Source organism: Klebsiella sp. JN_Kp122, from assembly GCF_040062085.1.
Lineage (GTDB): Bacteria > Pseudomonadota > Gammaproteobacteria > Enterobacterales > Enterobacteriaceae > Klebsiella > Klebsiella aerogenes.
Genome location: NZ_JBEAHW010000048.1, coordinates 82,887 through 103,339 on the forward strand (window position 1 = coordinate 82,887; position 20,453 = coordinate 103,339).

At 55.1% G+C, this 20,453-nt stretch carries 20 protein-coding genes and 1 other annotated feature; of the genes, 15 read left to right on the forward strand and 5 right to left on the reverse strand.

What is annotated here, in order from left to right; translation table 11 throughout:
- Positions 1-7 precede the first annotated feature (7 nt).
- Together hisG and hisL are read right to left on the reverse strand one after the other, a co-directional pair.
- Positions 8-907 (reverse strand): ATP phosphoribosyltransferase, encoded by a 900-nt coding sequence (hisG, locus tag ABLU78_RS22865; protein WP_015365824.1) that lies wholly within the window; start codon positions 905-907, stop codon positions 8-10.
- A gap of 47 nt (positions 908-954) precedes the next feature.
- Positions 955-1,077 (reverse strand) — a sequence feature (His leader region).
- Entirely contained in the window at positions 1,053-1,103 is a 51-nt protein-coding gene (gene hisL, locus ABLU78_RS22870) for a his operon leader peptide (protein ID WP_009654477.1), read from the reverse strand. Its footprint overlaps the feature before it by 25 nt.
- 176 nt (positions 1,104-1,279) lie before the next feature.
- Here hisL and ABLU78_RS22875 point away from each other — a divergent pair, with 176 nt between their 5' ends.
- The 3 genes from ABLU78_RS22875 to plaP all read left to right on the forward strand — a co-directional run bounded on the left by ABLU78_RS22875 (position 1,280) and on the right by plaP (position 4,669).
- Complete coding sequence (locus tag ABLU78_RS22875; RefSeq protein ID WP_015365825.1) at positions 1,280-2,104, forward strand: SDR family oxidoreductase; 825 nt, start codon at positions 1,280-1,282, stop codon at positions 2,102-2,104.
- A gap of 36 nt (positions 2,105-2,140) precedes the next feature.
- On the forward strand, positions 2,141-3,022 hold the full coding sequence (locus ABLU78_RS22880; RefSeq protein ID WP_048229006.1) for a LysR substrate-binding domain-containing protein: 882 nt from the start codon (positions 2,141-2,143) through the stop codon (positions 3,020-3,022).
- A gap of 288 nt (positions 3,023-3,310) precedes the next feature.
- Entirely contained in the window at positions 3,311-4,669 is a 1,359-nt protein-coding gene (gene plaP, locus ABLU78_RS22885; RefSeq protein ID WP_015365827.1) for a putrescine/proton symporter PlaP, read from the forward strand.
- 110 nt (positions 4,670-4,779) lie between these two features.
- Here the strand turns inward: plaP and ABLU78_RS22890 are convergent, their stop codons facing one another.
- Positions 4,780-5,091, reverse strand: a complete 312-nt coding sequence (locus ABLU78_RS22890; protein ID WP_015365828.1) for a helix-turn-helix domain-containing protein — start codon at positions 5,089-5,091, stop codon at positions 4,780-4,782.
- A gap of 238 nt (positions 5,092-5,329) precedes the next feature.
- On the opposite strand from ABLU78_RS22890, the gene fusA reads away from it, so the two are divergent.
- Entirely contained in the window at positions 5,330-7,432 is a 2,103-nt protein-coding gene (gene fusA, locus ABLU78_RS22895) for an elongation factor G (RefSeq protein WP_048229005.1), read from the forward strand.
- A gap of 38 nt (positions 7,433-7,470) precedes the next feature.
- Here the strand turns inward: fusA and sbcB are convergent, their stop codons facing one another.
- Positions 7,471-8,895, reverse strand: a complete 1,425-nt coding sequence (gene sbcB, locus ABLU78_RS22900; protein WP_048229317.1) for an exodeoxyribonuclease I — start codon at positions 8,893-8,895, stop codon at positions 7,471-7,473.
- Between the two features lie 180 nt (positions 8,896-9,075).
- Here sbcB and dacD point away from each other — a divergent pair, with 180 nt between their 5' ends.
- From dacD to cobT, 7 genes are all read left to right on the forward strand, one after another.
- The gene (dacD, locus tag ABLU78_RS22905) at positions 9,076-10,242 is read left to right on the forward strand and encodes a serine-type D-Ala-D-Ala carboxypeptidase DacD (protein ID WP_015365831.1); all 1,167 of its coding nucleotides are present in this window, start codon (positions 9,076-9,078) and stop codon (positions 10,240-10,242) included.
- Positions 10,243-10,393: 151 nt separating this feature from the next.
- On the forward strand, positions 10,394-10,867 hold the full coding sequence (sbmC, locus tag ABLU78_RS22910; RefSeq protein WP_045389247.1) for a DNA gyrase inhibitor SbmC: 474 nt from the start codon (positions 10,394-10,396) through the stop codon (positions 10,865-10,867).
- Between the two features lie 98 nt (positions 10,868-10,965).
- Entirely contained in the window at positions 10,966-12,024 is a 1,059-nt protein-coding gene (locus tag ABLU78_RS22915) for an FUSC family protein (RefSeq protein WP_048229315.1), read from the forward strand.
- 168 nt (positions 12,025-12,192) lie between these two features.
- Positions 12,193-12,516: a DUF496 family protein gene (locus tag ABLU78_RS22920; RefSeq protein WP_015365834.1), complete on the forward strand. Its 324-nt coding sequence runs from the start codon at positions 12,193-12,195 to the stop codon at positions 12,514-12,516.
- 173 nt (positions 12,517-12,689) lie between these two features.
- A complete protein-coding gene (cobU, locus tag ABLU78_RS22925; protein ID WP_048229004.1) occupies positions 12,690-13,232 on the forward strand; it encodes a bifunctional adenosylcobinamide kinase/adenosylcobinamide-phosphate guanylyltransferase in 543 nt (180 codons plus the stop codon).
- Positions 13,229-13,969, forward strand: a complete 741-nt coding sequence (gene cobS, locus ABLU78_RS22930) for an adenosylcobinamide-GDP ribazoletransferase (protein ID WP_048229001.1) — start codon at positions 13,229-13,231, stop codon at positions 13,967-13,969. The genes cobU and cobS overlap by 4 nt, the downstream gene beginning before the upstream one ends.
- A 27-nt stretch (positions 13,970-13,996) precedes the next feature.
- A complete protein-coding gene (cobT, locus tag ABLU78_RS22935; protein ID WP_048228999.1) occupies positions 13,997-15,055 on the forward strand; it encodes a nicotinate-nucleotide--dimethylbenzimidazole phosphoribosyltransferase in 1,059 nt (352 codons plus the stop codon).
- 38 nt (positions 15,056-15,093) lie between these two features.
- Here the strand turns inward: cobT and ABLU78_RS22940 are convergent, their stop codons facing one another.
- Positions 15,094-16,203, reverse strand: coding sequence for an adenosylhomocysteinase (locus ABLU78_RS22940; protein WP_032708694.1), 1,110 nt, complete (start codon positions 16,201-16,203; stop codon positions 15,094-15,096).
- A 199-nt stretch (positions 16,204-16,402) separates the two neighbouring features.
- Here ABLU78_RS22940 and ABLU78_RS22945 point away from each other — a divergent pair, with 199 nt between their 5' ends.
- The 4 genes from ABLU78_RS22945 (at position 16,403) to ABLU78_RS22960 (ending at position 20,442) form a co-directional block, all read left to right on the forward strand.
- Positions 16,403-17,134 (forward strand): HPP family protein, encoded by a 732-nt coding sequence (locus tag ABLU78_RS22945; protein ID WP_045367145.1) that lies wholly within the window; start codon positions 16,403-16,405, stop codon positions 17,132-17,134.
- Between the two features lie 394 nt (positions 17,135-17,528).
- Positions 17,529-18,953 (forward strand): sugar porter family MFS transporter, encoded by a 1,425-nt coding sequence (locus tag ABLU78_RS22950; protein ID WP_048228997.1) that lies wholly within the window; start codon positions 17,529-17,531, stop codon positions 18,951-18,953.
- A gap of 21 nt (positions 18,954-18,974) precedes the next feature.
- Positions 18,975-19,985 (forward strand): Gfo/Idh/MocA family oxidoreductase, encoded by a 1,011-nt coding sequence (locus tag ABLU78_RS22955; protein WP_047057513.1) that lies wholly within the window; start codon positions 18,975-18,977, stop codon positions 19,983-19,985.
- Positions 19,986-20,010: 25 nt separating this feature from the next.
- The gene (locus ABLU78_RS22960; RefSeq protein ID WP_047057514.1) at positions 20,011-20,442 is read left to right on the forward strand and encodes a PTS sugar transporter subunit IIA; all 432 of its coding nucleotides are present in this window, start codon (positions 20,011-20,013) and stop codon (positions 20,440-20,442) included.
- Positions 20,443-20,453 lie beyond the last annotated feature (11 nt).

Sequence of the window (20,453 nt, forward strand, 5' to 3'; positions counted from 1 at the left end):
AGCTGGATTACTCCATCATCTTCTCGATCGGCAGCACCAGGATGGAGCTGGCGCCCAGCGCTTTCAGTTTTTCCATGGTTTCCCAGAACAGGGTTTCGCTGCTGACCATGTGCATCGCTACCCGCTGTTTATCGCCCGCCAGCGGCAGAATAGTTGGTCGTTCGGCGCCCGGCAGCAGCGCCACCACTTCCTCCAGCCGTTCGGTCGGCGCGTGCATCATGATGTATTTCGATTCGCGGGCCTGGATAACCCCCTGAATGCGGGTCAGCAGACGGTCGATCAGCTGCTGTTTCGCCTCGTCCATCTCGCCGTCACGCTGGATCAGGCAGGCTTTGGAACGATAAATAACTTCAACTTCGCGCAGGCCGTTAGCTTCAAGGGTTGCGCCGGTAGAAACGAGATCGCAGATGGCGTCGGCAAGGCCAGCGCGCGGGGCGACTTCGACAGAACCGTTTAGCAGACAGGATTTAAAGGAGATACCTTTCTGATCGAGATAGCGTTTTAACAGGTGCGGGTAAGAGGTGGCGATGCGTTTGCCGTCCAGCGCCGCCGGGCCATTCCAGTTTTCATCCACCGGTGTCGCCAGCGACAGACGGCATCCGCCAAAATCGAGACGGCGCAGGGTGAAATAGCGCGGGTCTTCGCCCTGCGCGCGGCGGCTCAGCAGCTCTTCTTCCAGCACGTTCTCGCCGATAATGCCAAGGTCGACAACGCCGTCCATCACCAGCCCCGGAATATCGTCATCGCGAACGCGCAGAATATCGATCGGCATGTTTTCCGCAAGGGCGATCAGACGCTGGGTGTGCAGGTTGACTTTAATGCCGCAGCGGCCGAGCAGTTCGCGTGAATCTTCACTCAAACGGCCGGATTTCTGAATAGCTATGCGTAAACGGGTGTTGTCTAACATTGTTGTTTTCCTCTGAATACCTGTCTGAATCTGTCCGAATTCGGTCCAAAAAAAAGCCCCCGGAAGTGAATCTTCCGGGGGCTCTCTTTGCGTTCATGCACCACTGGAAGATCCAAACGTCTTCCAGCACACATCGCCTGAAAGACTAGTCAGGATGATGGTGATGATGGTGGTTTTTAAATTGAACGCTGTTCATAAAATTCTCTTTGAATGACTATGCATTTGATGTCTTTTAACCTAAACCAGTTCCGGCGCATAAAGCAAGCCCTTTTTTCCATCATTAATTCATTTCATATTCGTCGAACAAATTGTCAGGTCTCGCGGGCTAGCGTAGCCTAGTATCAGCACAGCGAATGAGTCAGGAGCCAGGGTATGAAAAAGGTCGCGATTGTCGGGTTAGGGTGGCTGGGCATGCCGCTTGCGTTGTCATTGCGCGCACGCGGGTGGCATGTCACCGGCAGTAAAACGACGCAGGACGGCGTGGAGGCGGCGCGGATGTGCGGTATTGAAGGATATCCGCTGCGTCTCGAACCCCAGCTGATCTGTGAGGCTGAGGATCTGGACGCGATGATGAACGTCGATGCGCTGGTTATCACGTTACCTGCGCGGCGCACGGGCCCCGGGGAAGATTTTTATCTACAGGCGGTGCAGGAGATTGTTGATACCGCGCTCTCGCGGCATATTCCACGCATTATTTTTACCAGTTCGACCTCGGTTTATGGCAATACCGAAGGGACGATGAAGGAAAATTCGCCGCGCAATCCACAAACCGCCAGCGGCAGGGTACTGAAAGAGCTGGAAGACTGGCTGCATGCGTTGCCGGGTACTTCGGTGGATATTCTGCGTCTCGCCGGGTTGGTTGGGCCATCGCGCCATCCGGGCCGTTTCTTTGCCGGTAAATCGGCCCCGGATGGCCAGCACGGGGTCAATCTGGTGCATCTGCAGGACGTTATTGCCGCGATTGAGCTATTGCTTCAGGCCCCGAAAGGCGGACACATCTATAATATATGTGCGCCGCAGCATCCGGCGCGCGGCGTCTTTTATCCGCAGATGGCCCGTGAACTTGGGCTGCCGTTACCGGTATTTACCGATAACCCGGAGGGGGGTAAAGGCAAAATCATTGATGGCAACCGGATATGCTATGAGCTTGGCTTTGAATACCAGTACCCCGATCCGCTGGTGATGCCAATGGAGTAATCGCCAGCAGACGATCGCGTACCGTAAGGGGGGGCGATGAAACCACTGCTGGATGTTCTCGTAATTCTTGATGCCTTAGAAAAAGAGGGGAGCTTTGCCGCGGCTTCGGCAAAGCTCTATAAAACCCCCTCGGCGCTGAGCTATACCATCCATAAATTAGAAAGCGATCTGAATATCCAACTGCTGGATCGCAGCGGTCATCGGGCGCGCTTTACTTGCACCGGGCAGATGCTGCTGGAGAAAGGACGTGAGCTACTCCATACCGCTCGCGAACTTGAGCTGCAGGCCATCAGGCTACATCAGGGCTGGGAAAATACCCTGACCATCAGTGTCGATATGACTTTTCCTTTCTCTCTTTTAACTTCACTGATGGAACAGTTTTATCAACAACGCAACGTGACCCGTTTGCAGTTCACTAGCGCTGGTGGTTGGGATGCTCTGGCGGCAGGCGAGGTCGACATGGTGCTGGGCGCGCTTAACGAGCCGCCAACGCTGGTGGGTTATGGTTTTAGTCTGCTTGGCGATGTGGATCTGTGTTTTGTGGTCGCGATTAATCATCCACTGGCGCAGGCTAAGGAACCGTTGAATTTGCGGGTGTTACAGCGATATCGGGCGATTATTTGCAATGCCGGGTTGCTGCAAAGCGAAAAGCAGGAGAGTGTGACGGTTTATGATATGAATAGCCTGCTGGAGCTGGTATGCGCCGGCCTGGGCTGGGCTTACCTGCCGCGCTACCTGGCTGAGGCCTGGCTGGAGAAGGGAAAATTGGTCGAGAAACGTATTAGCACACCTGTGCGGCTGCATCGGGCATGGATTGGCTGGAATGAAGACGTTTTTGGCCTTGCCGCGCAATGGTGGTTAGAAGCGATATTAGCAAATAGTGCTATTCGTCAGATCTACAATACTAAAATAGTATGAATATTAGGCGGTTAGAATTCTTAGCCTATTAATAAACCTTTCAACATCTTGTCATTAAGCCAGAAGTTGTTGCAAAATACGCAGCCTGAAAACCAGAGACTAGCCGACGCTTTTTTTAAAGTGTCGGTTATTTTTTTGGTCGAAAGACACATCATTCAATACCAAGAGGCCGGGCTTCGTACCGGATAGATATTTACTAAAAACCGACAGTCGTTGTCGCTGAGGAATAGAAAGAAATGGGGCAATTTTTTGCTTACGCGCTGGCCTTCGCCGTAAAAGGGGATAACTATGTCGCATAACGCTACTCCAAATACCTCTCGCGTGGAATTACGTAAAACCCTTACGTTAGTTCCGGTTGTAATGATGGGCCTGGCCTATATGCAGCCGATGACGCTGTTCGATACGTTTGGTATCGTCTCTGGTATGACCGACGGTCACGTGCCGACGGCCTACGCCTTTGCGTTAATCGCTATTCTTTTTACTGCGCTGAGCTACGGGAAGCTGGTACGCCGTTATCCTTCCGCGGGTTCCGCGTATACCTACGCCCAGAAATCCATTAGCCCGACCGTTGGCTTCATGGTGGGTTGGTCCTCTCTGCTCGACTACCTGTTCGCGCCGATGATCAACATCCTGTTGGCGAAAATCTACTTTGAAGCGCTGGTGCCTTCGATTCCATCGTGGGTGTTTGTTATCGCGCTGGTCGCGTTCATGACCGCCTTTAACCTGCGCAGCATCAAGTCCGTCGCCAACTTCAACACCGTTATCGTGGTGCTGCAGGTGGTACTGATTGCCGTGATCCTCGGCATGGTGGTCTATGGCGTATTTGAAGGCGAGGGCGCCGGTACACTGGCCAGCAGCCGTCCGTTCTGGTCCGGCGATGCGCACGTTATCCCGATGATTACCGGGGCGACGATACTCTGCTTCTCATTTACCGGCTTTGATGGCATCAGCAATCTGTCTGAAGAGACCAAAGATGCAGAACGCGTTATTCCGCGCGCTATCTTCCTGACTGCGCTGATTGGCGGCCTGATCTTCATTTTTGCCACCTACTTCCTGCAGCTGTACTTCCCGGATATCTCGCGCTTTAAGGATCCGGATGCCTCACAGCCTGAAATTATGCTGTATGTGGCGGGTAAAGCCTTCCAGGTAGGCGCGCTGATCTTCTCCACCATCACCGTGCTGGCTTCCGGTATGGCGGCGCATGCTGGCGTTGCGCGTCTGATGTACGTGATGGGCCGTGATGGCGTATTCCCGAAAAGCTTCTTCGGCTACGTGCATCCGACCTGGCGCACCCCGGCGATGAACATCATCCTGGTTGGCGCGATCGCGCTGCTGGCGATTAACTTTGACCTGGTGATGGCGACTGCGCTGATTAACTTCGGTGCGCTGGTGGCGTTCACCTTCGTTAACCTGTCGGTTATCTCGCAGTTCTGGATCCGCGAGAAACGCAACAAGACGCTGAAAGACCACTTCCAGTATCTGTTCCTGCCGATGTGCGGCGCCCTGACCGTTGGCGCGCTGTGGGTTAACCTGGAAGAGAGCTCGATGATCCTGGGTCTGATTTGGGCCGGTATCGGTCTGATTTACCTGGCGTGCGTAACCAAAAGCTTCCGCAACCCGGTACCGCAGTACGAAGACGTTGCGTAATCACGCTTTATGATAAGAAAAGCCGGAGGGAAACCTCCGGCTTTTTTGTGTCTGGCGTCCGCTGGTTTCCCCGCTGGCGGCTGTCGCTTTGCCGGGGGCACAGGGATGGCTTACTTCTCCTGTCGCATCACATTAAGCAGCGTATCCAACAGCCCTGGAAAGCGGGCATCCAAATCGTCGCGGCGAAGCGAAATTAAATTTTCCCGCCCCTGAGGACGTTGCCAGATCACGCCGCTGTCGCGCAGCACCCGCCAATGGTGAGTCATGGTGGATTTAGCGATATCTTCTTTGCGCAATGCGTTACAACTCTGCTCGCTGCCGTCGGAGAGCGTGCGAATGATTTCCAGCCGCAAGGGGTTGCCCAGGGCAAAAAGAACATTTTCGAGGCGAATTTGTTCACGTTCGGGGTGATTGGCGATCATAATATTCCTGTGTCGGCGGTTGTGCTGTTCACGCGAACAGCAACCCGTATCGGCGGCTGGCGGCTACTATACCCAAACTCCTTTTCTTGCGCCACGCGCGCCGTCGCAAGCTGACCGATAGCAGTGATAGTGAAAATAGTTCGAATATACTCGTACAGTTGTACTATTATAGATGCCGTAAACCTAACCGCGGCAGATTTAGCCGCTCATTGACAGTCAAAATGACTAAGGACGCATCATGCCCCGACCCATCCCCCTCGAACGTTATCGCAACATCGGTATCTCCGCGCATATCGATGCCGGCAAAACCACCACCACTGAGCGCATTCTGTTTTACACCGGGATGAGCCATAAGCTGGGTGAAGTACACGATGGCGCGGCAACTACCGACTGGATGGCGCAGGAGCAGGAGCGTGGGATTACCATTACTTCCGCAGCGGTAAGCTGCTTCTGGCCCGGGATGGACCGCAGCTTTGAGCCCCATCGTATCAATATCATTGATACCCCGGGGCACGTGGACTTTACCATCGAAGTAGAACGTTCGATGCGCGTGCTGGACGGCGCGGTGATGGTCTATGACTCGGTCGGCGGCGTGCAGCCGCAGTCGGAGACCGTCTGGCGGCAGGCCAACAAGTATCACGTCCCGCGGTTGGCTTTCGTTAACAAAATGGACCGCCCGGGCGCCGATTTCTTCCGCGTGGTGCAAATGATGATCGATCGCCTGAAGGCCAATCCGGTGCCGATTGTTATCCCCATTGGCGCTGAAGAGCATTTCACCGGCGTCATCGACCTGATAAAGATGCGGGCCATTCTGTGGGATGATGCAACGCAGGGGATGACGTTCAGCTATGCGCCTGTGCCTGATGACCTGCTGCCGACGGCTCAGGAGTGGCGGGAAAAAATGGTTTCGGCTGCGGCGGAAGCCAGTGATGAGCTGATGGATAAATATCTCGAAAGCGGTGAACTGAGCGAAGCGGAAATTGTGGCCGGTCTACGTAAACGCACGGTCGGCGGCGAAATCCAGCCGGTGCTCTGCGGCAGCGCCTTTAAAAATAAAGGCGTGCAGCGGATGCTCGATGCGGTCGTTGAGTTAATGCCGTCGCCGCTGGATATTCCGGCGATTCAGGGCATTGATGACAAGGGGCAACCGGCGGAGCGTCACCCGAGCGACGATGAGCCGCTGTCGGCGCTGGCGTTTAAACTCATGACCGATCCCTACGTCGGCCAGTTGACCTTTATTCGCGTCTATTCCGGGACGTTGAAAAAAGGCGATGCGGTCTTTAACCCGGTGAAGGGCAAGAAAGAACGTATCGGGCGCATCGTGCTGATGCATGCCAACGATCGCCACGAAGTCGACGAGCTGCATGCCGGTGATATTGCCGCCTGTGTTGGTCTAAAAGATGTCACGACGGGCGATACGCTGTGCGATCCGGATGCGGTCATCACTCTTGAGCGCATGGAGTTCCCGGAACCGGTCATTTCGCTGGCGATTGAACCGAAGACCAAGGCCGACCAGGAGAAAATGGGCATTGCGCTACAGCGGTTGGCTTCCGAGGATCCGTCGTTCCGCCTGCATACCGATGAAGAGTCCGGGCAGACGATTATCTCCGGGATGGGGGAGTTGCATCTGGAGATTATCGTCGACCGTATGAAACGCGAGTTCGGCGTTGAGGCGAATATTGGCCGTCCGCAGGTTACCTATCGGGAAACCATCCGTAAAACGGTGAAGGATGTGGAAGGCAAATTTGTGCGTCAGTCCGGCGGTAAGGGGCAGTATGGGCACGTCGTGCTGACCCTGGAACCCTTGGCGGCGGGGAGCGGCTTTGTGTTTGAAGATGCCACCAAAGGCGGGGTCGTACCGCGTGAATACATCCCTTCTGTGGAAAAAGGGCTGCGTGAAGCGATGGGCACCGGCGTGCTGGCGGGCTATCCGGTTGTCGACGTTAAAGCGACACTGACGTTTGGTTCGTATCATGACGTCGACTCCTCCGAAATGGCTTTCCGTATGGCGGCGATTTTCGGCTTTAAGGAAGGGGCGCGAAAAGCGGACCCGGTGATCCTGGAGCCGGTGATGCACGTCGAGGTGGAGACGCCGGAAGAGTACGCCGGCAATATTATGGGCGATCTCTCTTCCCGTCGCGGAATGGTGCAGGGGATGGAGGAGCGTTTCGGTAGCCAGATTATTCGTGCCGATGTGCCGCTGGCCGAAATGTTCGGTTATTCCACCACGCTGCGCTCGATGTCGCAGGGTCGCGCGACCTATAGCATGGAGTTCCATCATTACGCAGAAGCGCCGCGTAACGTGGCCGACGATATCATCGCCAGCCGCGCGAAAAGTTAAGTTAGTACTCCCGGGCTACGGTGACGGCCTGGCCCGGGTTAAACGATTTCCTGCGCATATTGCCACAGCGCTTTCAACAGGGCTTGTTTTTCACTATCGTCAGCATACTGTTGATACATCACCTGCAGTTCATCGGCATAGGCCTGCAAAAACTCTGGCGTAAAGACGTTACGGCGGTGCTCTAACCAGCGCTGCTGTTCGTTTTCATCAAGCGTACCGGGGAAGTTACGCGCGCGGTAGTTAAACAGCAGGCGTTCAATGCGTTTATCCGCAAACGTAATATCCAGCGCTGGCAGGTTACGCGGTTCGGTTTCCAGCACTATCTTCATCGCCGCGCGATCGGCATCGCTAAAGAATCCGTTGTACAGTTGGGCGTCAACATTATCCGATGGCACGAACGGTTCGGCTTCGGCATACAGGGCCACCACTTTCTCACGTACCTGCGGATTTGCGCGCAGCAGTTGGGCGTTCTCCAGGCAGCGCTGAGTATTGATACCTAAACGGTCGGCATCCTGCGGACGCAACGTATTGGCCTGAGCCAGCACCGGGCATTTGTTTAAATGCACCAGCTTAATTGGCGCTGCCGGTAAATAGCCGAGTTCGTCTCGCGGAGTATACAGGCGCTCGCGCAATGTATCGGCGTCGAGCTCCAACAACGGCGACATATCCCCCGCCAGGTCAACCATAATCACCGCATTGCGGTTATCCGGATGCCAGGCCAGCGGCGCGACCAGGCTAGTGTTGCCGCGGGCGGCGCCGAACATACCGGAAACGTGGACCAGTGGTTTCAACTGCGGCACGTCGATTAACGTCGCCAGCTTGCGTTTATTTCGATGACTGTACAGATAGTCAAACAGGCGCGGCTGATGGGTCTTCACCAGTTTCGCCATCGCAATAGTGGCGTACACATCGGCCATCGCATCGTGGGCATTGCTATGCTCTATGCCATTCGCGACGGTCAGATGCTCAAGGCGGAAGCTTGGCAGACCGTCTTCATTTTCCGGCCAGTTGATACCTTCCGGGCGCAGGGCATAGCAGGCGCGCATCACATCCAGCAGGTCCCAGCGCGAATTATCATGCTGCCAGCTCCAGGCGTACGGATCGTAAAAGTTGCGGTAAAAAATATTACGGCTGACTTCATCATCAAAGCGGACATTGTTGTAGCCGACGATACAGGTTTTCGGCACCGTGAACAGATCGTTGATGCGGCGGGCGAAAGCGGCCTCGTTGTCGCCTTTGGCCAGCGCTTCCTGTGGCGTAATTCCGGTAATCATCACCGCCTGTGGTTGCGGCAGGTAGTCGTCCGCAGGCTTGCAGTAGAAGACTTCCGGTTCGCCAATGACATTCAGATCGCTATCGGTACGGATGGCGGCGAACTGCGCCGGCCGGTCGAGCGAAGGGCTGGTACCGAAGGTTTCGTAGTCGTGGAATAAAAATCCAGGCTGATTGGCGCAGTCTTGCATAATCGATTCGTTATCCATGGTGTAAGGCATTCCGTATGGTAAACGATTTGTAGAGCCATCAGAAGGGTAACGGTCAGATGCATCTACTGTCATGTCATATTTTCTTGCAATTTAGCCCTGATCTCTCAGGCGAACTTCCGTAAAAAGGACGGCGAATCTGTAAATCTTGAGGATATGCCGTTGAAAGGCCGTTTTTTATTTGCTGTAACTTTGCTCGCTTCGAGCGTTTCCTGCGCATTTGCTGCCGCTGATTTGCCCGTCACCGTGACGCCGCCATCGATCCAGGCCGGTTCCTGGGTGCTGATGGACTACACTACCGGTCAAATCCTGACCGCCGGTAATGAACACCAACAGCGTAACCCCGCCAGCCTGACCAAACTGATGACCGGTTACGTTGTCGACCGCGCCATCGACAGCCATCGCATTACCTTTGATGATATGGTCACCGTCGGTAAGGATGCCTGGGCCAAGGGCAATCCGGTGTTTAACGGTTCTTCGCTGATGTTCCTTAAAGCGGGCGATCGGGTTAGCGTTCGCGATCTTAGCCGCGGGCTGATCGTCGATTCCGGTAATGACGCCTGCGTCGCGCTCGCTGACTATGTCGCTGGCGGCCAACCGCAATTTGTCGCGTTGATGAATAGCTACGTTGAAAAATTGCATTTGAAAGACACCCATTTTGAAACCGTCCACGGACTCGACGCGCCTGGCCAGCATAGCTCCGCCTATGATTTAGCGGTGTTGTCGCGGGCGATTATTCACGGCGAGCCGGATGTCTATCACATGTATAGCGAAAAAAGCCTGACGTGGAACGGTATCACCCAGCAGAACCGTAACGGTTTGCTGTGGGACAAAACCATGAATGTCGATGGCCTGAAAACCGGCCATACCTCAGGAGCGGGCTTCAATCTTATTGCCTCGGCGGTCGATGGCCAGCGTCGTTTGATTGCCGTGGTGATGGGGGCCGATAGTCCAAAAGGGCGAGAAGAGCAGGCGGCTAAACTGCTGCACTGGGGTCAACAGAACTTTGACACCGTGCAGGTGCTGCAAAAAGGTAAGCAGGTCGGCGTCGAACATATCTGGTATGGCGACAAAGAGCAGATCAAGCTCGGCACCGATCAGGACTTCTGGCTCGCGATCCCGAAATCAGAAGTTCCACGTATCAAAGCAAAATATGTGCTGGATACCAAGGATCTGGAAGCGCCGATCGCCGCTAACCAACGCGTGGGCGAAATCTCGCTTTACGATGGCGACAAAGTGGTCGGGCATTGGCCGCTGGTGACCCTGGAAAGCGTCGGCAAGGGTGGGATGTTTTCCCGCCTGAGCGATTATCTGCATCACGGCATTTAATCTTGTTACCCTCTGGCCCGCCGCACTCTGCGGCGGGCTTTATTCATTTCGCGCTTGTGGCGACTCTGTGAATCCGCGCACATACTGTTGTTCATCCGGCTGCTAAATTTGGTGTATATTTATACAGTATTTTATCAACACTGGAGGCGCTATGAACTACAGCATTCAATCTCTCGATGCCCGCAAGATTGCCGGGTTTCATATGGTTGGCCCCTGGGAGCAGACCGTAAAGCAGGGGTTTGAACAACTGGCGGCGTGGGTCAGTCACCACCAGGTGCCTGCGCAGGAGTGGGTCGCGGTTTATTATGATAATCCGCAGCAGGTACCGGCGGAAAAACTGCGTTGTGACACCGTTGTTACCGTGGCGGATGATTACGTCATCCCGCCGAATAGTGAAGGGGTCATCCTCACCGCAATTGCCGGCGGCGATTACGCCTGCGCCAGCGCGCGGGTCATTAATCATGATTTCTCCACGCCGTGGCTGCAGTTCTTTGACAGCCTGCTGCAGAGCAGAGAGTTCCAAATCGCGGATAAGCCCTGTTTTGAAATTTATCTTAACGATGGCAACCAGGATGGTCACTGGGATATTGAGATGTACGTGGCGGTGAACCGTATCGGCTCGTAAGTCGTTATCCCTTATCTTGACAAGGTTTTTTACATTAGCGCAGTGCGCTCATGAAAAAAGCGGCTACAATTGGCCTTTTCTGTTTGCCGGAGCAGGCCGTGCGCGCTGATAAATCACTTAAGCCATTTGAGATCCGTCTGTATCGTCATTACCGAATTGTGCACGGTATCCGCATCGCGCTGGCTTTTGTCCTGACCTTCCTGCTGGTGCGTCTGCTGGACGTGCCGGAGGGCACCTGGCCTCTGATCACCCTGGTGGTGGTGATGGGGCCTATCTCTTTCTGGGGCAATGTGGTGCCGCGGGCCTTCGAACGTATTGGCGGCACTATCCTCGGTTCGGTGCTGGGGCTGGTGGCGCTCAAACTCGAACTTATCTCACTGCCAATTATGGTGCTGTGGTGCGCGGTGGCGATGTTCCTCTGCGGCTGGCTGGCGCTCGGCAAACGGCCCTACCAGGCGTTGCTGATCGGCATTACGCTGGCAGTGGTGGTGGGCGCGCCGCCGGGCGATATGAACACCGCGTTGTGGCGAAGCGGCGATGTTATCTTTGGTTCACTGTTGGCGATGCTGTTTACCGGTATCTGGCCGCAGCGGGCGTTTTTGCACTGGCGCATCCAGATGGCGAATTATGTCACAACGTTTAATCGGCTGTATCAGGCCGGTTTTTCGCCGAATCTGGTTGAGCGCCCGCGGCTGGAAAAACATCTTCAGAAAGCGCTCAATGACGTGGTGAAAATGCGTGGGTTGATAACCCCGGCCAGCAAAGAAACGCATATTCAGAAAGCAATCTTCGAAGCCATCCAGACCGTCAGCCGTAATCTGGTATGCATGTTGGAACTGCAGATCAACGCTTACTGGGCCTCTCGCCAGGGCCATTTTGTGATGCTTAACGCCCAGACTTTGCGCGAAACCCAACAGATGACCCAGCAAACGTTGCTGACCATCGCCCATGCCTTGTATGAGGGAAACCCGCAGCCGGTACGCGCCAACACCGAGAAACTCAACGAGATTGTGGTCGAGTTGCGGCAGCTTATCAAAGAGCATCAGGACGATAATCTGTCGGAAACGCCGATTCACGGCTATGTTTGGCTGACCATTGAGCTGGCGCGCCAGCTTGAGCTGCTGTCGCACCTTATTTGCCGCGCGCTGCGCAAATAAAAGACAGATACGTGCGCGAAGTGAACAGGTTGCTTCGATTCAGCAGCATTTAGGGTTATGATAAACGCAAAGGAAAAAACATTGTCATCAGCGACTGCTAGCAGTTATGTTAGCCCTATACGGCAGTCGCTTTAGCGAATCCGAATCTCAAATATTAGGGGTGTAAAAATGGAAACAACTAAGCCTTCTTTCCAGGACGTTCTGGAGTTTGTTCGTCTGTTCCGTCGTAAGAACAAGCTGCAGCGTGAAATTCAGGACGTTGAGAAAAAGATCCGTGATAACCAGAAGCGTGTCCTGCTGCTGGACAACCTCAGCGACTACATCAAGCCGGGTATGAGCGTTGAAGCCATTCAGGGTATCATCGCCAGCATGAAAACCGATTATGAAGACCGCGTTGACGATTACATCATCAAAAACGCCGAGCTGTCGAAAGAGCGTCGCGACATCTCTAAAAAACTCAAAGTGATGGGTGAAGCCAAAGTCGGCGAATAAACCACTCATTAGTTCCGGCGGCATTGCTGGCCGCCGGGCTCCTCCATCTTCCTGCCGTTAAACCTCCGTATAAGCATCTCCCTTTAAGCCGACAGTTTGTTATACTGCCGCCGTGAACTTATTGATACCGGAAGGGTTTATCACATGCTGTCCCAGCTACAGGTACCGCCGCGATGATACTGATTACCGGCGGCGCGCGTAGCGGCAAAAGCCGTCACGCCGAATCTTTAATCCAATCCTTCGCGTCGGTGCTCTATATCGCCACTTCAGCCGCTATTGACGATGAAATGGCCGCACGCATTCAACATCACCGCAATAGCCGCCCGCCGCACTGGCGTACTGCAGAGCGCAGCCGTGATCTAACGCCACTCATTACCCCCGATAATGTACCCGATGAAGCCATTTTGCTTGAGTGCGTCACTACACTGGTCACCAATATTCTGTTCGCTGAAGGTGGGGAAACGGATCCTGATGAATGGGATTACGTTGCGCTGGAAAAGGCAGTCACGCAAGAAATCACTCAGCTGATTGCTGCCTGCCGCGCCTGCCCATCGCCGGTGCTGTTGGTTACCAATGAGGTGGGGCTGGGAATCGTGCCGGACAACCGGCTGGCGCGGCATTTTCGTGATATTGCCGGGCGCGTAAATCAGATGCTGGCCGCGGCTGCCGATGAGGTGTGGCTGGTTGTTTCAGGGATAGGAGTCAAAATCAAATGATTAAATCGTTCTTTGCCACGCTTTCTTTTATGAGCCGCTTGCCGGTTCCGGCCCGCTGGTCGCAGGGGCTGGAAATCGATCAATATGAGCGCGGGATTGTTACTTTTCCGCTGGTGGGGTTACTACTCGGCGCGATTGCCGGGCTGGTGATGCTGGCGCTTCATGCCTGGTGCGGCCTGCCGTTGGCCGCGCTGTTTGCCGTACTGGCGCTGGCGATGCTGACCGGCGGTTTTCATCTTGATGGCCTGGCGGATACCTGCGATGGGATCTTTTCCGCCCGTCGCCGCGAGCGGATGCTGGAGATCATGCGCGATAGCCGGCTCGGGACACACGGCGGGCTGGCGCTGATCTTTGTGCTGGTGGCGAAGGTATTTGTCATTAGCGAACTGACGCTGCGCGGTACCTCGATGCTGGCGGCGTTGGCTGCCGCCTGCGCTGTGGCGCGTGGGATGTCGGTGCTGCTAATGTATCGCCAGCGTTATGCCCGGGAGCAGGGGCTTGGTAACGTATTTATTGGCAAGGTGACTTTCCGCCAGACCGTCATTACCCTGGCGCTATCCTTGGCGCTGGCAACGCTGCTGCTGGGCCTGCATGGCCTGCTGGCTGCGGTTATAACGCTGCTGGTAGTATCGGCGCTTGGCCAGGCGCTGAAGCGCACGCTGGGCGGGCAGACCGGCGATACGCTTGGGGCGGCCATTGAACTGGGCGAAGTTATCTTTTTACTGGCGTTGCTATAGAGCACACAGCGCGCTGTCAGGAAGCATATGAATACAATAACTGAATGGTTAGCGGCCATCCCGCGACCGGACGAAAGCGCGATGTCGCGGGCTCGTGAGCATATTGACGGCTTGTTGAAACCTCCCGGCAGCCTGGGGCGTCTGGAAACGCTGGCGGTTCAGCTGGGAGGTATGCCGGGGCTACAGGGCGGGCTACATTTTGCACGCAAAACTATTGTGGTTATGTGCGCCGACCACGGCGTCTGGCATGAAGGTGTTACCGTCTCGCCACAAACGGTGACCGCTATCCAGGCGGCCAATATGACCCGTAAGAATACCGGCGTTTGCGTGCTGGCAGCGCAGGCCGGGGCTGATGTTCAGGTAGTTGACATCGGTATTGACGCCGAACCGATCCCTGGGCTGGTAAATATGAAAGTGGCGCGCGGCAGCGGCAATATTGCCTGTACCGCGGCGATGAGCCGGGAGCAGGCCGAAGCGCTGCTACTGGCAAGCATGCGCTACACCCGCCAGCTTGCGGACCAGGGCGTGCGTCTGTTCGGCGTGGGCGAGTTGGGAATGGCGAACACTACGCCTGCTGCGGCCGTGGTCAGCGTGCTGACCGGCCATGATGCCGGCGATGTTGTGGGCATCGGCGCAAACCTGCCGGTATCGCAACTGGCGCATAAGGCGGAAGTGGTACGCCGGGCGATAGCGGTCAATCAGCCGTCTGCGGGCGATGGCCTCGACGTGCTGGCAAAAGTGGGCGGTTTTGACTTGCTCGGGATGGCTGGGGTTATGCTGGGCGCCGCTTCCTGCGGATTGCCGGTGATACTCGATGGCTTTTTATCGTACGCTTCAGCACTGGCGGCCTGCCGGATCGCGCCACAGTTGCATCCGTACCTGATTCCGTCGCATCTGTCGGCGGAGAAGGGGGCACGTATTGCGCTGGAACACCTGCAGTTGCAACCTTATCTGGAGATGGGCATGCGCTTAGGCGAGGGCAGCGGCGCGGCGTTAGCCATGCATCTGGTCGAGGCGGCAGGGGCAATGTTCAACAATATGGGGACGCTGGCTGAGAGCAATATCGTGCTGCCGGAAACCCGTTAAGCGGCTTCGGGGCGCCGACCAGCCCCCCGAAACAGTGCTTATAGCGCCTGCTGCCACACGCTTTGCGGCAGCAGATAAACATCCGCTTTAGCCTGCATGCCGTCGGTAACAATATGACGAATGCCGCTGGCCATCACCGCAAGGGTGACATCAAACGCATTCAGGCTATCGCCAAAACCGGCGGTAAGGTTGAGCATTGAGCCATCGGCCATTAGATAGATTGTTTTCCCCGGCATCCGATAAGCGTTGATATAGGGCATAACCTCTTCATGCGGGAACTGGCGCAGGTGTTCGCAGTCAATCTCTTCCGCCACGTGGCCGACGTTGAGAATAAACACCCCATCTTTAGCGCTGTCCAGCGCCAGGCTGTTGACCACTTTTTTGCCGCCGGTGGCGGTAGCGACGACGTCGGCTGATGCGATGGCATCCTGTAAATCCACGACATGCCAGCCGTCATAAGCGGCCTGTAAACGGCGCGCGGGATCGATTTCCGCCACCATAACCTGGCCGCCGAAGGCTTTTGCCGCGGCGGCGACGCCTTGCCCGACCAGGCCGTAGCCGATCACCAGCACTTTTTTCTCATGTAGGGTCAGGTGAGTAGTCTGGAAGAATGTGTGCCAGGCCGTCAGGCCAACCATATGGCGGTTATGTAGCCCTTCTTTGACCGGCAGATCATCCCAGTTAAAGATAGGGTAGCCGGGGCGAATATCACCGAGGCGATTGACGCCGGAGCCGGTGGCTTCAAGGCCGGCGACGACATTGCCGAACTCGCCACGCTGGTGGAGCAGGGTGGTAATATCTGCACCCATTTCACAAAGGTGAGTTGGCCCCCAGGCGATGGCTTTTTCCCATGATTGTTGCCAGTCGGCATCACTCATATTGCGCCAGGCGCAGGCTTCCGCGCCGCGCTCCACCAGCCAGGAGACAACCTCATCCTGCACGGTGGTTGGATTGCAGGTGGTCAAAAAGACTTTCGCCCCTTTCTCAAGGAGCCCCTGCACCAGCGGGATCATTTTCATATCGAGATGCATACAGCAGGCCAGGCGCACTTCGCTGAGGTCAGGAAGGGCCGCCACCTGACGCAGGGTACGCGGCATATTCTGGCTGGCCCATGCCACTTCTTTCGTTAAATTTGTCTTATTATTCACCGTATTGTGACCTTTAATCCGTAGAGTGGGTTTAACCCCGGTGGGGAAGATGATTCTAACGCAGGGTGTAAAAATCACATAACCCACACTGCCCGGTAAAGTTGCAAATAATAGGCATCATAAATACATGGTTGTTAATGAATGGTTAAATAAAGACAATGAAACATCATTTATTCCTATGATGTGAGCGATTCGTTCGATGTTACGCGTTTTACAGCGCCCGCTATTTTCTCGCGCGCGTATTTTTCTTGGCCGTTTAAAACCTCATGCCTTACCCGTTGCTAAAAAGCATATTGTGCTGGGATCGATCGGTGCGGGAACCGGACTGGCGGTGACCAGTATGTTCAGCCACTGGCTGTTGGGTGAGGTAAATCTGTGGTTTATTGCGCCGATGGGGGCCTCGGCGGTATTGCTATTTGGCGTGCCCAGCAGCCCGCTTGCTCAGCCCTGGTCTATCGTTGGCGGCAACGTACTTTCGGCGCTGATCGGCGTCACCGTCGGACTACTGGTGCCGGATACGGCAATCGCCTGCGGCCTGGCGGCGGCGCTGGCGATCGCCGGGATGTACTTTTTGCGTTGTCTGCATCCACCTGGCGGCGCGGTGGCGCTTACGGCCATCCTTGGCGGCGCCGGCGTACACAGTGAAGGCTACCAGTTTGTGCTGACGCCGGTATTATTGAACTCCATGATGTTGGCGCTGCTGGCGATCGTCTTCAACAATCTGGTCGGGCGCCGCTATCCGCATCCGCTGGCGGCGGAAGAGGTGAAGCCGAATGTAGTGCCGATGGGGATTGCAGTCACTCGCGAAGATATTCACGCCGCGCTGATGGAAGGGCAGTTCCTTGATATCGGCGAGGACGATGTGCAGGAACTACTGGAGAATATCGAACAGCAGGCTCGGCTGCGTCTCGCCGCCAGCAAGTATGCCTGAAAACTCAGAAAATAAGGGGATCGTGCCGCTGCGGCCGATCTCCTTTTTCTCACTGCCGTCATCGGTGAATTAATATAATCCTTCCTGGCATAGCCCAAATTCTGCGTTTGTCCACCACCATCCTGCTATGTGATCGTTAGATTCGCGATCGCGATCGACAAAGCTCGCGCTTTTTTAGCGAAATCATGATGACGGTAACGAAATTAAAATTCCAAAATAAAATGATATGGATTTTTTAAACCTAAAGAGTATAACAATTTGTTAAATTATGCACCCGGGTGCAAAAAGAGTGGCCTGATTTTCGCTAGCGGAAAACGTCGCGATAGACGGCATCCCGCGACATTTTTTCATAAAAACAAAACGATAGAACGCTCATCCCTGACAGGACTAAAAAATGACCGATCATGTGATAACTGAAAGTCGTAAGTTGGCAAGTGACAAACGCATCAGGCTCATAACCCTGGTTTCCACCATTGGCGGGCTGTGCTTTGGTTATGACACCGGCGTGATTTCCGGCGCGCTGATATTTATGAAAAACGATCTCGGCCTAAGCTCGCTGCAGGAAGGTCTGGTGACCTCGTTTTTACTGTTTGGCGCTGCTATCGGTTCGGTGGCTGGCGGCTGGCTCTCTGACCGTCAGGGACGGCGGAAAAACATTCTTTGGGTGGCGATTATCTTTATCTTCGGTGCGCTGGGTACCGCTTGCGCCTGGGATATGTCGTCGATGATTATCGCGCGCTTTATTCTCGGGCTGGCGGTGGGCTGCGCCTCCGTAACGGTTCCAATCTATATTTCCGAGCTGGCGCGCCCCTCGCAGCGTGAACGGTTGGTGACGGTGAATGAGTTGATGATCGTTAGCGGTCAATTTCTGGCTTATTCGGTCAATGCCGCGATTGTGAACTTCTATCCCGATATGTCGCACAACTGGCGCCTGATGCTGGCGATCCCGGCGCTACCTGGGGCGCTATTGTGGATTGGCATGCTGATGATGCCGGAATCTCCGCGCTTCTTTATTCGCCAGGGGCGGGCCGACAAGGCGGTGGAAGTATTGAGAACGCTACGTCATCCGCAGGAGGTGGAAGCGGAAATCCGTGATATCGAACGGGTAAACCAGGTCGATTCCGTGCACGGAAGGTTCATTGACGAGGTCAAAAAGAAATGGGTGCTTCAATTGATATTGATTGGCCTGATGATCGTCCTGGCGACTCGAGTTACCGGGGTGAATACCATCATGTACTACGCACCGACGGTGCTGAAGGCGACCGGCCTTGGCGATGCCGCTGCGGTAACCGGCGCGGTCGCCAACGGCGTGGTCTCGATACTGGCGACACTGCTGGGCATGCTGTTAATCGGTAAACATTCCCGGCGCAAAATGTTCTTTACCGGGCAGATCGGTGTCACCCTCAGCCTGGTATCGATCGGCCTCTCGTTTAAGTTCTTTTTTCACCTTGAAACGATTGAAGGCGTTAGCAGCCTGCACGCGAACTTTGCCGGTGCCAGCTACATCATCCTTGGCTTAATGCTGATGTTCCTGATTTTTATGCAGGGCTGGATAGCGCCGGTCTTCTGGCTGATGCTGGCCGAAATTTATCCGCTACGGATGCGCGGCCTGGGGATGGGATTATCGGTCTTCGGCCTGTGGATCTTCGACTTCATCATCCAGTCGGTATTCCCGATTTTACTTAACCACTACGGCGGCGGCATGACCTTCGGCGTCTTTGCTGGCACCAATCTGATCATGTTGATGCTGTTGGTGAAATATCTGCCGGAAACCCGCGGATTAACCCTTGAGCAAATTGAGCAAAAATTCAGATTCTAAATTAGCGACATGGAGGAACATATGACTGTGAATATCGGTTTAATTGGATTGGGAATGATTGGGCGCGATCATCTACAGCGCTTCCGGACGGTGATTAAAAACGCCCGCGTCAGCGCCGTATGCGATATCAACCGCGAAGTTACCGATGGTATCGCCCGCGAATATGGTGCTACGGCATGGTATGACGCCGTAGAGATGATCCACTCCGATGAGGTCGATGCGGTCTTTATCTGCTCTATCGGCCCGGTTCATCAACAGCAAATCCTCGCGGCAATGAAGTTGGGGAAACCGGTGTTTTGCGAGAAACCGCTGACCCCAACCGCTGCAGAAGCGCAGGCGGTTATTGATGCCGAAGTCGCCCACGGCAAACGCCTGCTCCAGCTCGGCTTTATGCGTCGCTTTGACCCCGGTTATAACCAGCTAAAGGCCACGCTGGATAGCGGTGCGCTGGGCGAGGTTCTACTCATGCACTGCGCGCACCGAAACGCCTCAGTGCCGGAAAGCTACACCCTTGAGATGGCCATCAATGACTCGGCGACCCACGAAATCGACATTATTCGCTATCTGCTAAATGAAGATATCGTTTCGGTGCGTGTGGATAAACCACGCAAGAAAACCCGCCGCGCCTGTGCCCATTTGCAGGATCCGCTGATCGTGATTTTTGAAACTGCCTCCGGCGTGCGTATCGATGATGAACTGTTCGTGAACTGTGATTATGGCTATGACATCCGTTGTGAAGTGGTGGGGGAGAATGCGATTAGCGCATTGACCGAACAGTCGCTATGTACCACGCGTTCGGCACAGGGTTACGCCCGCGCCATTGCCAGAACTTGTATGGAGCGTTTTGCCACCGCCTATGACCGTGAAGTACAGCACTTTATCGACCGGGTCAGCGCGGGAGCCGCAATGAGTGGGCCTTCATCCTGGGACGGTTTTGTGGTGGCGAAAGTCTGCGATGCTGGCTTAGCGTCGCTACGCGATGGCCAAACCCACCGCGTTACGCTGCCGGAATGCCCGGCGTTGTATCGTTAATCAGCCAGCGGCGCGGAGAAAAACCATGTTAACCCTGAAGCAAGACGACATTTTTATTGGCTGTCGGGCGAATTCAAAACGCAAGGCGCTGCGTATTGCTGCCGATGCGCTACAGGCCAGCGGCTACGTGGGCGAAGGCTTTTTCGCCTCAATGGTTGAACGGGAAAAAATGCTATCAACCTGGCTGGGCGCCGGCGTGGCCATGCCCCACTGTGCGAAAGACGGCATCGACCAGGTCCTGCAAACCGGTTTTCAGCTGTTTCAATTCCCCGACGGCGTGGGCTGGGGCGAGGGGAAGGTGGCTTTTCTGGTGGTCGCCGTGGCGGCAAAAAATAACCAACATATCGATGTTATCGCCGATCTGGCGGATCTGCTCGACGATGAAGTCAAAACGACGCTACTGGCCGCTGCCGACAGCAAAGAAGCGTTTATGCAGGTCCTCGACGATACAAAATAAACAAGGATAGA

What these genes read in the sequence shown, in the direction of transcription:
- ABLU78_RS22960 (WP_047057514.1), top strand. Translation starts at nt 20,011, where the DNA reads ATGTTAACCCTGAAGCAAGACGACATTTTTATTGGCTGTCGGGCGAAT.
- ABLU78_RS22955 (WP_047057513.1), top strand. Translation starts at nt 18,975, where the DNA reads ATGACTGTGAATATCGGTTTAATTGGATTGGGAATGATTGGGCGCGAT.
- ABLU78_RS22890 (WP_015365828.1), bottom strand. Translation starts at nt 5,091, where the DNA reads ATGATCGCCAATCACCCCGAACGTGAACAAATTCGCCTCGAAAATGTT.
- sbmC (WP_045389247.1), top strand. Translation starts at nt 10,394, where the DNA reads ATGAACTACAGCATTCAATCTCTCGATGCCCGCAAGATTGCCGGGTTT.
- ABLU78_RS22880 (WP_048229006.1), top strand. Translation starts at nt 2,141, where the DNA reads ATGAAACCACTGCTGGATGTTCTCGTAATTCTTGATGCCTTAGAAAAA.
- plaP (WP_015365827.1), top strand. Translation starts at nt 3,311, where the DNA reads ATGTCGCATAACGCTACTCCAAATACCTCTCGCGTGGAATTACGTAAA.
- cobU (WP_048229004.1), top strand. Translation starts at nt 12,690, where the DNA reads ATGATACTGATTACCGGCGGCGCGCGTAGCGGCAAAAGCCGTCACGCC.
- cobS (WP_048229001.1), top strand. Translation starts at nt 13,229, where the DNA reads ATGATTAAATCGTTCTTTGCCACGCTTTCTTTTATGAGCCGCTTGCCG.
- hisG (WP_015365824.1), bottom strand. Translation starts at nt 907, where the DNA reads ATGTTAGACAACACCCGTTTACGCATAGCTATTCAGAAATCCGGCCGT.
- sbcB (WP_048229317.1), bottom strand. Translation starts at nt 8,895, where the DNA reads ATGCAAGACTGCGCCAATCAGCCTGGATTTTTATTCCACGACTACGAA.
- ABLU78_RS22920 (WP_015365834.1), top strand. Translation starts at nt 12,193, where the DNA reads ATGGAAACAACTAAGCCTTCTTTCCAGGACGTTCTGGAGTTTGTTCGT.
- cobT (WP_048228999.1), top strand. Translation starts at nt 13,997, where the DNA reads ATGAATACAATAACTGAATGGTTAGCGGCCATCCCGCGACCGGACGAA.
- fusA (WP_048229005.1), top strand. Translation starts at nt 5,330, where the DNA reads ATGCCCCGACCCATCCCCCTCGAACGTTATCGCAACATCGGTATCTCC.
- ABLU78_RS22875 (WP_015365825.1), top strand. Translation starts at nt 1,280, where the DNA reads ATGAAAAAGGTCGCGATTGTCGGGTTAGGGTGGCTGGGCATGCCGCTT.
- ABLU78_RS22950 (WP_048228997.1), top strand. Translation starts at nt 17,529, where the DNA reads ATGACCGATCATGTGATAACTGAAAGTCGTAAGTTGGCAAGTGACAAA.
- ABLU78_RS22945 (WP_045367145.1), top strand. Translation starts at nt 16,403, where the DNA reads ATGTTACGCGTTTTACAGCGCCCGCTATTTTCTCGCGCGCGTATTTTT.